The organism is Methanothermobacter sp. DP (assembly GCF_026692625.1).
Lineage (GTDB): Archaea > Methanobacteriota > Methanobacteria > Methanobacteriales > Methanothermobacteraceae > Methanothermobacter > Methanothermobacter marburgensis.
This window is the reverse complement of sequence record NZ_CP113501.1, coordinates 380,453-394,743: the sequence shown is the minus strand read 5'-3', so window position 1 is coordinate 394,743 and position 14,291 is coordinate 380,453. Positions and strand designations below refer to the sequence as shown.

The following is a 14,291-nucleotide window of genomic DNA, read 5'->3' as shown; positions in this document are numbered from 1 at the left end:
TATGGATCACTGAATCCATCTATCCTAACTCCTTTAAATAAAATATTGTCCTGATGGAAACCTCTGCCCTAATCAATATGGGATTACACCAATGAAAGGTTTTATACCATCAGCAAGATACCCTATAAGCAAGAGATTGTACAGGTGAATCTATGAAGATCGGCATGTCCCATGGTGCAGGCGGAGAAGTGATGCAGGACCTCATATCAAACATAATACTATCCAATATCCATAACACGAGGGTTAACGGCGGAGTTGGCCTCGAGGACCTTGACGACGGTGCAAGCATACCCCTCGGCGACTATGAGATAGTTATGAGTACCGATGGCCACACAGTCGACCCCCTCTTCTTCCCCGGCGGTGACATAGGTAAGATATCGGTTGCAGGTACAGTCAACGACATATCTGTTATGGGTGCAAGGCCCCTTGCAATTGCAAGTGCAATGATCCTCAGCGAGGGGTTCCCTGGCGAGGATCTTGAGAGGATCGTGCAGTCAATGGACGCTGTCTCCAGGGAGACCGGGGTGTCAATCGTAACCGGGGACACCAAGGTCATGGAGAGGGGTAAACTGGACAGGATGGTCATAACAACCACGGGTATAGGTGTTGTGAAGCGTGGTGAGATAATAAGGGACTCAGGACTGAGGCCCGGTGATAAGATCATACTCACAGGTAGCGTGGGGGACCATGGGATGGCACTCATGGCCTTCCGTGAGGGCTTTGGATTCGACACCGACCTTGAATCGGATGTTGCCCCGGTATGGGGTATGGTTGAGGCTGCCCTTGAGGTTGGTGGTGTTACCGCAATGAAGGACCCCACAAGGGGCGGTATAGCAAATGCCCTCAACGAACTCGCAGATAAATCAGGGGTCGGGATGGTTGTTGATGAGGACATGATCCCTGTGAGGGAGGAGGTGAGGGCTGTCTCTGAGATGCTGGGCATCGACCCCTATGAGGTTGCCAACGAGGGCAAGGTCATCATTGGTGTCGACCCTGAATACGCTGAGGATGTCCTCAGAGCCGTCCGGAAGGCACCATACGGTGAAAACGCAAGGATAATAGGTGAAGCGAATCAGGACAGTCATGTGATCCTTGAAACAAGCCTTGGAGGCAGGAGGATACTTGAGGCCCCTGTTGCTGATCCTGTTCCAAGGGTGTGCTGATCTGATACAGGAGGAGTGTTATGGAACTTAAGAAGAAGAGGCTCTGTGCATTTGCATTGGACTTCCTTGTGGTTACAGGGGTGATGTACCTCTTAACAGTCCTTTTTTATCCATTAGCACTTCTCCTGAACCTTTTCTCAATCTACAGGTACTGGCTCCCCCTCCTTGGCATCATAACCCTTCTGTATTTCAGCTATTTTGAGTACCATGGCGGAACAGTGGGTAAGAGGATGATGGGTCTCGCTGTAATATCAGAGGAGGGTGAACTCAGGTGGCAGCAGGTTGTCATAAGGAACCTTTCAAGGATACTCTGGTTCCCCCTCATCCTGGACGTTATCCTGGGACGCCTCAGGAATCGTCTGAGGATCCTCGACGCAATTGCAGGTACACGGGTTGTCAGTGCAGCGAAGAATGTGGACGACGATGCTGAACAGGATCTATGATCCATTTGAATCTGTCTGCAGAGAAAAATGATGATGGATAAGAACATGATCAGGGAGAGGATCTGGAAACTCCTGAAGGATAGGGGTGTAAGCAGCCGTCCCCATGGCCGCATACCAGATTTTCAGGGGTCAGTTGCAGCCGCAGAGAGGCTCTCAAGGACCATAGAATGGGAGAGAGCAGATGTTGTATTCTCATCCCCTGATTCTGCCCAGCGCCCAGTACGAAGACTGGCCCTTGATGATGGAAAGGACCTTGTAATGCCCACACCGAAGATAAAGGATGGTTACCTTTTAATCTCAGGGGATGTTCCAGATGCCAAAGCCGCATCAACCATAAGGGGGGCCTACAGGTATGGTTCATTCATAAGCAGATTCCCTGAGGTTGACCTTGTTGTTGAGGGATCCGTGGCCGTTGACCTGGAGGGAAACCGCCTTGGTAAGGGGGGAGGATACGGTGACAGGGAGATATCTGAACTCAGGGACCGGGGGGCCATAGGCGGGGATACCCCCATAGCCACAACGGTGCATGAGCTGCAGATCATTGAAAGTGTCCCTGTTGAGGGCCACGATGAAGGGATAAACATGATAGTGACGCCCATGCGTGTTATAAGGCTATTTCTCGATGAAAAAATCCCGCGAGTCGTCTGAAACCAGATTACAGGTTCTTGGAATGAACTAAATCCTGAAAATTAATTCACACCAAAACCATTACTTTAAATAGTGTGGAGTTCAACATGGATATGTGCTGATTTTTAATTATCATGTGCCTGGCAGAAATTTTGGGGCTATCATGTTTCAGATCTGCCGGCTGGCAGCTGATAATTGAATAATCGATTTTTAAGAATTGAGGAAAAGATAAAAATGAAAGAATTGAAATTCAGTGAATTTGATATCTCAGGGGAGATTAACAGGGCCCTTGATGATATGGGATTTGAGGGTACAACCCCAATCCAGGCACTTACATTACCTGTTACACTTGATGGTATGGACGTTGTTGGGGAGGCCCAGACCGGGACCGGGAAAACCGCAGCCTTTGCCATACCCCTGCTTGAGAACCTTGAACCAGAGAGGGTCCCCCAGGCACTTGTGATCTGCCCGACCCGTGAACTCTGTCTGCAGGTCACCGATGAGATAAGGAGGATAGGTAAGTACCTTAATGTGAGGGTGCTTGCGGTCTATGGTGGCCAGGGTATTGGAGGTCAGATAGCCGAGCTCAGGAGGGGTGTCCATGTTATAGTCGCAACACCAGGAAGGCTCATAGACCATATCGAGAGGGGTACCGTGGACCTTGGAAGTGTATCCACGGTCGTGCTTGATGAGGCAGATGAGATGCTCAACATGGGCTTCATAGAGGACATAGAGAGGATACTATCCCACGTACCTGAAAGGAGACAGACCCTGCTGTTCTCTGCAACCATCTCAAAGCCGGTGCTAGGGATCGCAGAGAGGTATATGAGGAGCCCCCAGATTCTCCGTGTAGAGAAAAAGCACAGCCCCAGGATAGATGAATTCTATTTCAAAACCAGGGAGGAGGACAAGGTTGAGCTCCTTGACTGGATACTGACATCCAATGACATCAGAATGGGCCTCATATTCTGCAACACCAAAAGGAGGGTTCAGAGGCTCAGAAAGCAGCTTAGCCGTATGGGTTACTCTGTGGATGAAATTCACGGGGACCTATCACAGTCAAAGCGTGAACGTGTCATGGAACGCTTCAGGAAGGGAAGGTTCAACCTCCTCATTGCAACTGATGTTGCTGCACGGGGTATACATGTACCCGATGTGGAGGTCGTTGTCAACTATGATCTCCCATTCGAGAACGAGTACTATGTTCACAGGATAGGGCGTACCGGGCGTGCCGGTTCAAGTGGAAAATCCTTCACACTGGTTGTTGGAAGGGAGGTCCACAGGTTAAGGCGAATCCAGTCATTCACAGGTAAAAGGATAAAGAAGAGCAACATGCCATCCCCACAGGAGATAAGGAGGGGTTACGAGGAGGACCTTGTGGAGGTGCTCCGTAGAAACCTTAAATCCAAGAGTTACGGTGACTCCGAGCTCCTGGGAAACCTTGTGAGTGAGGGTTACAGTTTCAGGGATATCTCGCATGCCCTTCTGGATGTTCTGGAGTCCTCAAAGTAGAAGAGGCTTATTTTTATTTTATGGATAGAGGCTGATCTATCAGCCCTGTATTCCTTTAATTTTCTAGATCACATAGAGCATTTAACCTTTGATCATAGATCTCCTCATCAATGGGAGTTCTGAGACCACATCCCCATTTCGGTATTACTTTCAGATTCTTATAAGTATTCTCAGTAATAAAAGATTTTATATATTGAAGATGTTTTAACTAATCTGTGGTGATATAATGAGAAGGTTCCTTATCATTTTAGCAACTGTTGCACTGATTGCAGGTCTCTCGCATCATGCATGGGCCCACCCGGGCCATGGTTACTACATTGAGGAGCCATCGGATTCAGGTGACAGTAAATCAGATTCATCCACCACATCAGATTCATCCAGCACTTCCAATAAGCCTTCAGGTCAGAGCAGCAGCAAAGCAAGCACATCAGGTGGCCATAAAACCACCCATGAAAGTAAATTGGACTCATCAGATTCATCAGGAAAGTCCGGTGCTGAAAGCAGTGCCCTGCCTGAAGAGAACGTTACAGATGAAAGGGAGAATACCACAGAAACATCAGATGTTAATGTGAATAAACCAGATTACGGATTCATACCTGCACTTGCAGGACTGTGCCTGGTTTTTGGTTTAACCGCATTCAGGTTCCCACGCAACTGAATATCCAAAATAAGTGAATATACTCGATAACACTTAACGGAGGTTCAACAGTGCATATACCCGATGGAATCATACCACTGTGGCAGTCAGCAGTCTACTGGGCTGTTGCACTCGTGAACATTGGCATATTCTTCTACATATTCTCAAAGAAACCCGGAAAGGAAAAAAGGATAGCTGGAACAGGACTTTTTGCAGCGGCCGCTGCGGTTGCATCCTCCATATCTGTGCCATCACCTTTCGGTGTCCCGGTGCATTTCTTCCTGATACCCCTTGCAGCCATAATACTCGGCCCCCTCACAGCGGTTATGGTTGCTGTTCTCTGCCTCCTCGTCCAGTTCTTCATGCTTGGAATGGGGGGGATAACCAGCATGGGGGCCAATATACTGACAATGGGTATCAGCCTTGGAATCGGAACCTATGGGGTCTACAGGGTTCTAAGTGAACTTGACAGGGGCCTTGCTGTATTCTCAGCCACCTTCCTGGGCATAATGATTGCAACCGCGTTCCACATCATGATACTCCTGGCAGCGGGTGTTGCAGGTCCTGAAATGCTCATGTCAACACTCATACCCTTCTACATATTCGTGGGTGTCGTGGAGGGTGCTGCAAGCATGTTCATATTCTCATTCCTTGAGAGGATGAAACCTGAGCTCATTGAAATGGAAAAGGTCTAGGTGGTTCATGTGAAAAAGTTCGCATTCATATTAATTTTTCTTCTTATCGGCGGTGTCTCAGCCCATGGAATGGAGATAACCCCAGAGTCATTCATTGTAATAGCAGATAACTCCACAGGAAAACTTGCGCGGTCAGTGGCCGATGAGACCGGGGTCAACGTCACCGTGTACCGTTTCCAGAGCCCATCGGATGTGGAGCATGAACTGGAACACGCCCTTGGAAACCCCAACAAGAAGATACTTGCGGTTGCCTACCAGGACACTGTGAGGGCCTTCCTCCAGAGGCATCCAGAACTTGCAACCAGGGTGACGTACTGCAGTGCCGATGAGGCGTCAATCAGGGAGAAACTACTTGAACTCAACTCAGTGAATACAGAAAAGATGGGCGGCGGCTTTATGACGCCCTTCCTTTCAGGGGCACTGATAGGGGTCATAGTTGGCCTTTTGATAGGGGCCCTGTGGATGAAAAGGAAAATGGAGTAGAAATTTCCTCGGTTTCAAACTTCCTTTTTTTCTCTACAAAAAAACTACTCAATACCCCACTTCCTCTTAAATTCAAGTTTCTCCTCTGCACTCATCCAGTGGCTACCATCACAGAATGGTTTGTTCTCAGATAAACCGCACCGACAGAGGGTGACCCTGTTTCTGGTCTCATACTCCCTTCCATCGGCTGATTCTATTTTTATACCTCCCCTGACCCAGAGTGGCCCCTCACACTTCTTCTGTTTATCATGGATAACCACTATTGATTTTTCATAGTCCCTTTCATAGGGTTTCCCGGTCCTCCTGTCCCACAGGACGAGCCTCCCTGATGGGCAGATCATCGCCTCCTCAATGGCGATCTGTATGCTCTCAGCGTCACCTTTCCTGAGGAGTTCCCTTATACCCCCCGCCCTTAGGCAGAACCTTGAGTGGTCGCACAGTTCAGGAACATCGGTGAGTTCAAGGTCCCCCGCCCTGAACACGGTCGCCCTTTCAATGTAGGGCTTCCTTGATGCTGTTTCGGTACCATCAAAGCCCACCTCGGTGTGTGTTCCATCACAGTAGGGTTTGTTCTTTGATGCGCCACAGCGGCAGAGGAGGTACCTCTCCTTCAGCGGGAACTCCCTTCTCTCAACAAATTCCCTTGTGTGTCCATCCTCATCGGTTACAATTACCTCCTCATAGAGTGGTACCGAGCCCTCCACAAGGTATGGTCCGTCCTTAAGAACCCTTATCCTCATCTTTAACACCCACAAGAGAGCAGGTATCCCCATCATACATAGCAAGGCAAATATGATGAAGCAGATCCCTGTTCCCTAATCAATATATTTATCCTTGAGGGTAAAATATGTGACTCCCCCATAAAAATCAAAAAGATGGTGGTAACCCTTCAGAATCTGCCTATAAGCCTCATCGAACTCACGGTTGATGCGGCTACCCCCAGATCATCCCTTTAACTCTCAAACAATATAAGATCATTTAATAAGTGTTTCTGTGGATTGCTGTAGCAAGACCTATGAAACAGATAATACCAAATAAAAGGAAGCATATCCTTGTGCTTTCCATGAGGAGGCCATAATTTGCAGGGGATACTGAAACACTCCCTATCAGGAAGGCAAAGATGAGTGTCACTGTACCCATGCTGAAGGCCTGGCCGATGAGTCGCATGGAGGTCACCGTGGCAGATGCCACCCCGGCATGATCCCTTTTAACTGAACACATAATCTTTGTTGTGTTTGGGGATGAGAAAAGTCCCATACCAGTTCCAAGTAGCATGAGTCCCATTATTACTGCTGTTTCAGGTGTATCAGGGCCCAGTGCTGCAAATCCCATGAGTGCCATGAAGATCAGCACCATACCCGCTGATGTCAGAATATGGGGCTTCACCATATCGGCCATCCTCCCTGCAAGGGGGGCGATCAGGGCCATCATGAGGGGTTGAACTATAAGTATAAGTCCACTGGCAGATGGGCTGAGTCCCCTGACGTACTGGAGGTGGTAGCTGAGAAGCAGGGAAACCGCAAATGTTGATGTGAATACCACGAGGGCTTCAAGGGATGAAAAGGAAAATCTTCTGTTCTTGAATAACTCAACATTAAAGAGGGGGTTCCTTGCCTGCGTTTCTGTCTTGATGAAGAGAGAAAACGCCAGGAAACTTAGAACAAGGAGCAGAAGCCCCCTTATACTTGCAAGTGTTGAGAATCCCTGAATGAAGAGAAAAAGTGATGTGCAGTAGGTGAGTGACCCCTCCAGATCGAACTTTTTGCTTCCACCAGCCATCCACTCGTCATCAATTCTGGATAGCGAGATGAGTATAACAAGGATTCCCACTGGAACCGTGAATAAGAATATGGACTCCCATCCCATGATCTCTGCCAGAAAACCTCCCAGGATGGGACCGGCAAACAGTCCCATATCTATTGCCGCGGTATTCACACCTATGGCCCTGCCACGCTCAGATGCCGGAAACACCATTGATATTAGGGAAAGCCTTGTTACCAGTACCATGGAGGCCCCGATTCCCTGAAATGCCCTGAAAAGGATGATTGAAGCTGCATCAGGTGCCAGTGCACAGAGGACCGATGCTGTGATGAATATGATATTACCTGAAATGAAGAGCCTCTTTATCCCGTATATTTCAGATAACCTTCCAAATGGCAGTAGAAAGACGTTTGCAGTTAAAAGAAATGCCATTATAACCCATGTCTGCTGGGAGGGTCCCATATTAAGGCTCTCGCCCATAAGGGGGAGGGCCACATTGATTGATGAACCCATGAATGGTGCAAGGAATGATGAGAGGGTCACTGCGCATAGCACATAAACCTTCAGATGATCATCTTTCAAAAATTTCCCCCCTCAATAAAAATTAAATAAAAAATAGTTTAAATAATTTTCCAAAAAAATGAAAAAAGTGTAGATTAAATCACTTTTTGTGAAAAGTTTAGGGGTCTGCTCATCAGCCGTCATTCCTGTGGGCTGTTGCAGCAAAAACCCCTATGAAACATAGGACCCCGAACACCAGGAAGCATATCCTTGTGCTCTCTATGAGGAGGTCATAATTTGCAGGGGATATTGGAACCCTCCCTATCAGGAATGCAAAGATGAGTGTCACTATACCTATGCTGAAGGCCTGGCCGATGAGGCGCATGGAGCTCACTGTGGCAGATGCAATACCGTAGTCCCTCCTCTCAACGGACCCCATGATTGCATTGGTGTTGGGGGATGAGAAAAACCCGAAACCAAGGCCAAGGACAAGAAGGGATGTCACTATCATAAATAGGGGCGTGCCCCTATCAAGGATGCTGAGGCTCAGGAGCGCAGCTGCATTTATTGCCATCCCTATACCTGCAAGTATCTGGGGGTTGAACCTGTCAGAGGCCCTTCCTGCCAGGGGGGCCACGAAGGCCATGACAATGGGCTGCGTGACGAGTATGAGTCCGCTGGAGCCAGGGTCCAGTCCCTTAATGTACTGAAGGTGGTAACTCAGAAGCAGGGAAACTGCAAAGGTTGCGCTGTAGTTTATCAGGGCTGCAAGACTTGAGAAACTGAATCTGAGATTTTTGAAGAGCCTCACATTGAAAACAGGGCTATCTGATGATAGTTCAATTTTAAGGAATATCCCGAACGCCAGGATACTCAGAACTATCATAAGCGCCCCTGCAACCTCAGGAAGGGCGGAGAATCCATACATTAAAAGAAACAGGAAAATACAGTAGGAGATTGAACCGGGAACATCGAAACTTTCCCCTGAGGCATCAGCCCATTCCCCCTCAACCTTAAGGAGGCACACAGCAAGAACAATGAGTGTTACCGGGACCGTGACAAGGAATATGCTCTGCCAGCCCAGGAAATGTGTGAGAAAACCCCCGAGAACCGGGCCCATCGAAAGGCCAATGTAAACTGCGGCTGTGTTTATACCTATGGCCTTACCCCTCTCCATTGGAGGAAATACGCGGGTGAGCATTGCAAGGCCTGTGACGAATATCATGGCTGATCCCACACCCTGGATGGCCCTGAATACTATGAGGGCAGGGGCAGATGGTGAGAATGCTGATAGGACCGATGAAACAGTGAATATCAGGTTTCCATAGATAAAAATCCTCTTCATACCGTATATCTCAGAAATCCTCCCAAAGGGTACGGCAAAGATTGCCGCTGCAAGGAGAAATGCCGTTGGAATCCATGTCTGCAGTATTGCATCTATCCCGAACTGAAGTGCTATCACAGGGAGTGCAACGTTGATGGATGACCCCATGAATGGCGTTAAAAAGGATGATAGTGTTGCGGCTATGAGAACATAGACCCTGAGTGACCTGTTGGTGTACTCATTCAAGTTATTCCCTCCAGAAAAAATCTGTTATTACTCTATGGGTTGCCATGTTTAAATAGGTTTCATAAAAGAAAAAATGGAAAAATTTAAAAAATGAAAATCAGGGAAGTTAAATGTTCTGGCGGCTAAAACCGGGCCGGTGCCTCCATTCCAGCCATCTTAACTCCCGTAAGTGCCGAGGCCTCCACGGTGAGCGCCCTGAGGTCATCCTTCTCAAGTTTGCTCACGTCAGTGTTACCCGCCTGCTGTGTGAGCATGCACACCTCCTCTGTCATGGCCTCTATGTACCTTGCAACATTTTTACCTGCCTCAACATAGTCAAGGCGCTTCCTGAGGCGTGGGTCCTGGGTTGCAATACCCTTCCTGCAGGTGCCTGTGTAGCACATCTGGCAGACACGGCAGCCAATTGAGACAAGTGCCGCTGTACCGATGTAGACTGCATCCGCGCCAAGTGCGATGGCCTTTGCAACGTCAGCCCCGCTCCTTATACCACCTGCTGCAACAAGGCTCACCTCATCACGGAGGTTGACTTCCTTGAGGGCCTCATCGGCCTCCACTATGGCTGCTATTGTGGGTATACCTGAGTGCTCGGTTACAACGTCAGGCCCTGCACCTGTACCTCCCTGCATACCATCAACCACAACTATATCGGCCCCTGCCTTTGCAGCTATCTTCACATCATCGGCAACACGGCCAGATGTGAACTTGACCATTATCGGGACCTTCCAGTCGGTTATCTCACGGAGCTGGGATATCTTCATGCTGAGATCCTCTGGCCCGACTATATCCATGTGCCTTGCCGGGCTCAGTGCATCGGTACCCTCTGGTATCATCCTTATCCTTGAGACCTCCGCTGTTACCTTCTCTGCAAGCAGATGTCCGCCCATACCTGACTTGGCACCCTGACCTATCTTGATCTCGATGGCCTCTGAATTGTTGAGGTACTCTGCAGAGACACCGAAGCGTCCTGATGCATACTGTGCAATGAGTTTTGAGGCGTATTTACGCTCCTCAGGGAGCATTCCCCCCTCACCTGTGTTTGTGGCTGTGCCTGCGAGGGTTGCACCCATTGCAAGGGCTATCTTGGCCTCCTTGCTGAGGGCTCCAAAGGACATGGCCGCTATCATGATGGGTGTGTCAAGTTCAAGGGGGTTCTCGGCGAACCTGTCACCCAGGACCACCCGGGTATTGCAGGGCTCCCTGTACTTGTCTATGGGCGGTCTTGAGACCTGGGCCGGTATGATCACAAGGTCGTCAAAGGTGGGTATCCTCCTCACTGCACCGCAGCCCCTGACCTTGTAGGAACCCTCCCTGGATTTCCTCTGTATCTCAAGCAGGTCAGTAAATGACCATACATTCCTCCGGTCCTCTGGAACGGCGTTGACCTCTATTGCATTGTTGGGGCACATCTCCTCACAGATACGGCACCCCACACAGTTTTCATGCCTCAGGGGTACTGGTTCCCCGTTTATTATCTCGTAAACATCGTGTGGACAGTTGTTATAGCATGAGTAGCAGTTTGCACAGAGTGACTCGTCCCGGTTATCACACATGTACCAGCAGCAGCCGGGACGGTCAAAGTTCCTCTTACATACATCTTCCTTTCTCTCAACCTTAAAAGGCATCTTTAACCCCTCTTACTCCTTTAATACCTTCAATATCGGGCATACTGAGTACTTGGTACCTGCAGCCCTCACAACATCCTCTGGATCATCTGCCAGTACAGGTACGGGTTTCCATGGCATTGCAGGGTCCCTGTCAACCACCAGTGCCCCTTCAACGATTCCCTCCCTGAGGGCATAGATCAGGAGTGCGGTTACAACACCACCATCCTGGCCCCTGAACATGGGGGCCCTTGCAGAGAGTATCTCAGTGTACTCCCCCAGGGGTTCGGCCGCGGACTCGTGACTTATTATGCTGTCGGGTACGTAGGTCCTGGGACATGCCACGTAGCATGCGTTGCAGCCCTCGGGACATTCGCCCTTAACCTCGGGTTTTCTGTCTTCTATCCTCACGATACCCTCCGGGCATGACGCCTCGCAGGCCCCGCAGAGCACACATGCGCCAACATCGATGACGTCAGACTTAAGGTCATCGAACTGGTAGTCCTTAATTTCCTCAAGGTAGAGGTCCCCGGGCATCACCCGCCAGTATAGGACGGGCCTTGCAACTGATTCCCTTCTCTGTATCTCCTCAAGGTTCTCCTCCTTTTTACCTGATGCAAGTTTTTCAAGAAGTTTGAGGCCCTTCCCTGTTATGGGCGCTGTCTCAATGTATCCTGCCTTTGCGGCCCCATCAACCAGCTCTCGGCCCCTCTCTGTCCTTATTATGAGTGTTGACCATCCCTGGGGTGAACCCACAGATCCCACTGAAACGTCTGACTGTTCTGATGTGAAGTCCATGCACACAGAGCAGTTCTTTCTCATTGCGGATCTAGCCCTTTCAAGTGGTATGGATACTGTGCTTCCATCGTTGATGTGGAACCAGAGCCTGCCCTTCTCTATCCGGCACTCTGAAACATCCCTGAGGTCAACACCCTCCTCCTCTGCAAGTTCCTTAAGGTAGGTGTAGGAGAAGTTCTCCATGCAGAAGAGTCCGATTCTGAGTTCAACGGGGGATTCCCCGTTATATTCCTTCATCAGTGTGGCTGCTGTTATCTGGCAGGGTGTTCCGACCATTGCATATCTGCTCATTATCCTTCCTCCGATTCTTCGCCATAGAATGGCCTTTTGCTTCTTGGGACAATCTTTCTGAAGGAATGGTATTCCTCATCCTCAAGTTCAAATCCGTATTCTGAGAGGATACCTCTGAGTTCCTCTTCCTCCTCGGGGGTTATGTCCTCAACCTTTGCGTTCTTTCCAAGGCTTTTTATTTCTCCACCAACGTATATCGTTCCCCTTATGATGGACTCCCCGGCGTCCTCTGCAAGGTCCCCCAGGACTATTATGCGGCCGCCCATCATGAATAGGCCTGTCATGAAACCTGAGTTTCCACCTATGATGATGGTTCCGTTCTTCATTATCTCTCCTGTCCTTGACCCTGCGCCCTTCCTTACAACGACCGTTCCGCCGTAGATTCCCTGTCCGACTCCGTCTCCAGCGGATCCCTCTATTATGACCTCACCTTCTGTCATGTTGTCTGCAGGGAACCATCCTGCGTTACCATTTATCTTAACCCTTGGGCCGTGTATCATTGTCGCGGCGAAGTATCCGGCTGAACCATCTATTATGAGCTCCACGTCCTCTGTGAGTCCCGCGCCGATGTAGTGCATGGCGTTGGGGTTTTTAACCACTATCCTGTCGTGGTCCTTTGCCAGGCTCTTTATGGCCCTGTTAACCTCCCTGGGGGTTTTTGATTCTGCATCAACTACTGCTTCCCTCATCATATCACCCTATATCTCGTATACCCTGACCTCGCCGGGGGATATCTGTTCAACCTCGGTTGTATCCATGACCTCCCTCAGGGAGACCTCCTCTGATGCAACCGCGAATACCTCATCGTTCTCTGCCATCACCCCTGGCCTGAGGCCGAGCTGGTCCTTTGCTATTCCCACGCCGGTGGGTGTTCCGACTATGTATGAGAAAGGTCCGTCCATGTCCTTCACTGACTGTTCAAGTGCCTCCTCAAGGCTGTAGCCTGATGCCAGTTTATCTGCAACGTAGTGGACTATGCATTCTGTGTCGTTGTTTGTCTCGAATATGTGTCCCTTTCTCTCAAGGGGTTCCCTTATCTTCCAGTAGTTGGTTATCTGGCCGTTGTGTACCACGGTTATGTCAGGGATGATGTAGCTCTGGAAGGGGTGTGCATGGTACCTGTCAACTATGCTCTCTGTTGAGAACCTTGTGTGGCCTATGGCATGTGTGCCCTTCTTTGACCAGGTGTCGTAGCGGTCTGCTATTTCAAGTACAGATCCCACATCCTTTATCATTTCAAAGGAGTGGCTTCCATTGAGTACTATGACATCCTCTATCCTGTCTATCTCCATTATGAGTGGTTTAAGCTGTGAGAATGATTCAAGGGTGATCCTGCAGCGGTATATTATGTAGTCCTCAACTGATGGGATGACCTCATCCTTCCTTATGGGGCTTACCGTTTCAACGGTTTCCTTGACCCTCTCAAGAAGCCCCTTCTTTTCTTTAACCTCAATGTTAAGGAGGTACTCGTTCTCCTCAAGACCAAGACCTCCATAGATTGAGAAACCCGCTGAGTCGGGGCCCCTGTGCTGCAGCGCATGGAGCATCCTAGTCATGTCTGCCCCGACGTTGTGAAGTTTACCATCCTTGTAGACCACTCCTGCTATTCCACACAATTCAATACCTCCTTTATAAAGTATTCGTGAAGTCCGGTGTCCTCTCCCAGTTCAGGGTGGAAGGCAAGTGCAAGGTTGCAGCCCTCCTTCACTGCGATGATCCCTTCATCGATTCTGGATAGTACCTCGGCCCCCTCACCCACTTCGACGGCAGCTGGCGCCCTTATGAATATTCCATGGAATTTTCTTCCAAGTATCTCTATGTCCCCCTCAAAGGAATCCTTCTGCCTTCCAAAGGCGTTTCTCTTAACCTTCATGTCTATGAGTCCCAGGAGGGGCTGTTCATAGTCTGTTTCCCTTGCAAGAAGAACCATCCCGGCACAGGTCCCCATGACCGCTTTGTTCTCGGTGAGGATAACATCCTTTATCCCTCTCTCCTCCATGAGTTTACCGATGACGGTGCTCTCACCGCCGGAGATTATTATTGCATCTACAGCTGATGCGTCCTCCGCTGTTCTCACCTTCACTACCTCTGCATCCACATCCAGCCTCTCAACTGCCCTCCGGGTCATCTCGAGGTGCTCGGAAACATCGCCCTGAAGATCAAGAATGCCTATCCTTATCATGGTGTCTCCTTTCAGTTTTTTTGATTA

15 protein-coding genes are annotated in these 14,291 nt (G+C 49.4%); 7 read left to right on the top strand and 8 right to left on the bottom strand.

The genetic code is table 11. The features are described from left to right. The first annotated feature begins 152 nt into the window (after positions 1-152). The 7 genes from hypE (at position 153) to OXN82_RS02225 (ending at position 5,560) form a co-directional block, all read left to right on the top strand. Positions 153-1,163, top strand: coding sequence for a hydrogenase expression/formation protein HypE (gene hypE, locus OXN82_RS02255; protein WP_321211784.1), 1,011 nt, complete (start codon positions 153-155; stop codon positions 1,161-1,163). Positions 1,164-1,183: 20 nt separating this feature from the next. Next, positions 1,184-1,606 (top strand): RDD family protein, encoded by a 423-nt coding sequence (locus OXN82_RS02250; RefSeq protein ID WP_321211783.1) that lies wholly within the window; start codon positions 1,184-1,186, stop codon positions 1,604-1,606. Positions 1,607-1,633: 27 nt separating this feature from the next. Further along, entirely contained in the window at positions 1,634-2,254 is a 621-nt protein-coding gene (locus tag OXN82_RS02245) for a 5-formyltetrahydrofolate cyclo-ligase (protein ID WP_321211782.1), read from the top strand. A 213-nt stretch (positions 2,255-2,467) separates the two neighbouring features. Then, complete coding sequence (locus OXN82_RS02240; RefSeq protein WP_321211781.1) at positions 2,468-3,745, top strand: DEAD/DEAH box helicase; 1,278 nt, start codon at positions 2,468-2,470, stop codon at positions 3,743-3,745. 226 nt (positions 3,746-3,971) lie between these two features. Further along, entirely contained in the window at positions 3,972-4,403 is a 432-nt protein-coding gene (locus OXN82_RS02235) for a hypothetical protein (protein WP_321211780.1), read from the top strand. A 50-nt stretch (positions 4,404-4,453) separates the two neighbouring features. Further along, positions 4,454-5,077: an energy-coupling factor ABC transporter permease gene (locus tag OXN82_RS02230; RefSeq protein WP_321211779.1), complete on the top strand. Its 624-nt coding sequence runs from the start codon at positions 4,454-4,456 to the stop codon at positions 5,075-5,077. A gap of 9 nt (positions 5,078-5,086) precedes the next feature. Continuing rightward, complete coding sequence (locus OXN82_RS02225; RefSeq protein WP_173402623.1) at positions 5,087-5,560, top strand: hypothetical protein; 474 nt, start codon at positions 5,087-5,089, stop codon at positions 5,558-5,560. 44 nt (positions 5,561-5,604) lie between these two features. Here OXN82_RS02225 and OXN82_RS02220 read toward each other — a convergent pair whose 3' ends face one another. The 8 genes from OXN82_RS02220 to pdxT all read right to left on the bottom strand — a co-directional run bounded on the left by OXN82_RS02220 (position 5,605) and on the right by pdxT (position 14,264). Continuing rightward, the gene (locus OXN82_RS02220) at positions 5,605-6,300 is read right to left on the bottom strand and encodes a CDGSH iron-sulfur domain-containing protein (RefSeq protein WP_231855309.1); all 696 of its coding nucleotides are present in this window, start codon (positions 6,298-6,300) and stop codon (positions 5,605-5,607) included. A 238-nt stretch (positions 6,301-6,538) separates the two neighbouring features. Further along, entirely contained in the window at positions 6,539-7,903 is a 1,365-nt protein-coding gene (locus tag OXN82_RS02215; RefSeq protein ID WP_321211778.1) for an MFS transporter, read from the bottom strand. 112 nt (positions 7,904-8,015) lie between these two features. Next, a complete protein-coding gene (locus OXN82_RS02210) occupies positions 8,016-9,392 on the bottom strand; it encodes an MFS transporter (RefSeq protein ID WP_321211777.1) in 1,377 nt (458 codons plus the stop codon). A 122-nt stretch (positions 9,393-9,514) separates the two neighbouring features. Beyond that, positions 9,515-11,014: a glutamate synthase-related protein gene (locus OXN82_RS02205; RefSeq protein ID WP_048175055.1), complete on the bottom strand. Its 1,500-nt coding sequence runs from the start codon at positions 11,012-11,014 to the stop codon at positions 9,515-9,517. A 12-nt stretch (positions 11,015-11,026) separates the two neighbouring features. Further along, positions 11,027-12,082, bottom strand: a complete 1,056-nt coding sequence (locus OXN82_RS02200; RefSeq protein WP_321211776.1) for a Coenzyme F420 hydrogenase/dehydrogenase, beta subunit C-terminal domain — start codon at positions 12,080-12,082, stop codon at positions 11,027-11,029. Beyond that, positions 12,082-12,771, bottom strand: coding sequence for a GXGXG domain-containing protein (locus tag OXN82_RS02195; protein ID WP_048175049.1), 690 nt, complete (start codon positions 12,769-12,771; stop codon positions 12,082-12,084). The genes OXN82_RS02200 and OXN82_RS02195 overlap by 1 nt, the downstream gene beginning before the upstream one ends. A gap of 9 nt (positions 12,772-12,780) precedes the next feature. Then, a complete protein-coding gene (locus OXN82_RS02190) occupies positions 12,781-13,698 on the bottom strand; it encodes a class II glutamine amidotransferase (RefSeq protein ID WP_048175046.1) in 918 nt (305 codons plus the stop codon). Continuing rightward, positions 13,686-14,264, bottom strand: a complete 579-nt coding sequence (gene pdxT, locus OXN82_RS02185; protein ID WP_321211775.1) for a pyridoxal 5'-phosphate synthase glutaminase subunit PdxT — start codon at positions 14,262-14,264, stop codon at positions 13,686-13,688. Before pdxT ends, OXN82_RS02190 begins: the two co-directional genes overlap by 13 nt. Positions 14,265-14,291: the final 27 nt, after the last annotated feature.

Excerpts from the sequence above, each read along its gene's own strand:
- OXN82_RS02235 (WP_321211780.1), top strand. The coding sequence starts at position 3,972 with ATGAGAAGGTTCCTTATCATTTTAGCAACTGTTGCACTGATTGCAGGT.
- OXN82_RS02245 (WP_321211782.1), top strand. The coding sequence starts at position 1,634 with ATGATGATGGATAAGAACATGATCAGGGAGAGGATCTGGAAACTCCTG.
- OXN82_RS02250 (WP_321211783.1), top strand. The coding sequence starts at position 1,184 with ATGGAACTTAAGAAGAAGAGGCTCTGTGCATTTGCATTGGACTTCCTT.
- OXN82_RS02205 (WP_048175055.1), bottom strand. The coding sequence starts at position 11,014 with ATGCCTTTTAAGGTTGAGAGAAAGGAAGATGTATGTAAGAGGAACTTT.
- OXN82_RS02220 (WP_231855309.1), bottom strand. The coding sequence starts at position 6,300 with ATGAGGATAAGGGTTCTTAAGGACGGACCATACCTTGTGGAGGGCTCG.
- hypE (WP_321211784.1), top strand. The coding sequence starts at position 153 with ATGAAGATCGGCATGTCCCATGGTGCAGGCGGAGAAGTGATGCAGGAC.
- OXN82_RS02200 (WP_321211776.1), bottom strand. The coding sequence starts at position 12,082 with ATGAGCAGATATGCAATGGTCGGAACACCCTGCCAGATAACAGCAGCC.
- pdxT (WP_321211775.1), bottom strand. The coding sequence starts at position 14,264 with ATGATAAGGATAGGCATTCTTGATCTTCAGGGCGATGTTTCCGAGCAC.
- OXN82_RS02240 (WP_321211781.1), top strand. The coding sequence starts at position 2,468 with ATGAAAGAATTGAAATTCAGTGAATTTGATATCTCAGGGGAGATTAAC.
- OXN82_RS02195 (WP_048175049.1), bottom strand. The coding sequence starts at position 12,771 with ATGAGGGAAGCAGTAGTTGATGCAGAATCAAAAACCCCCAGGGAGGTT.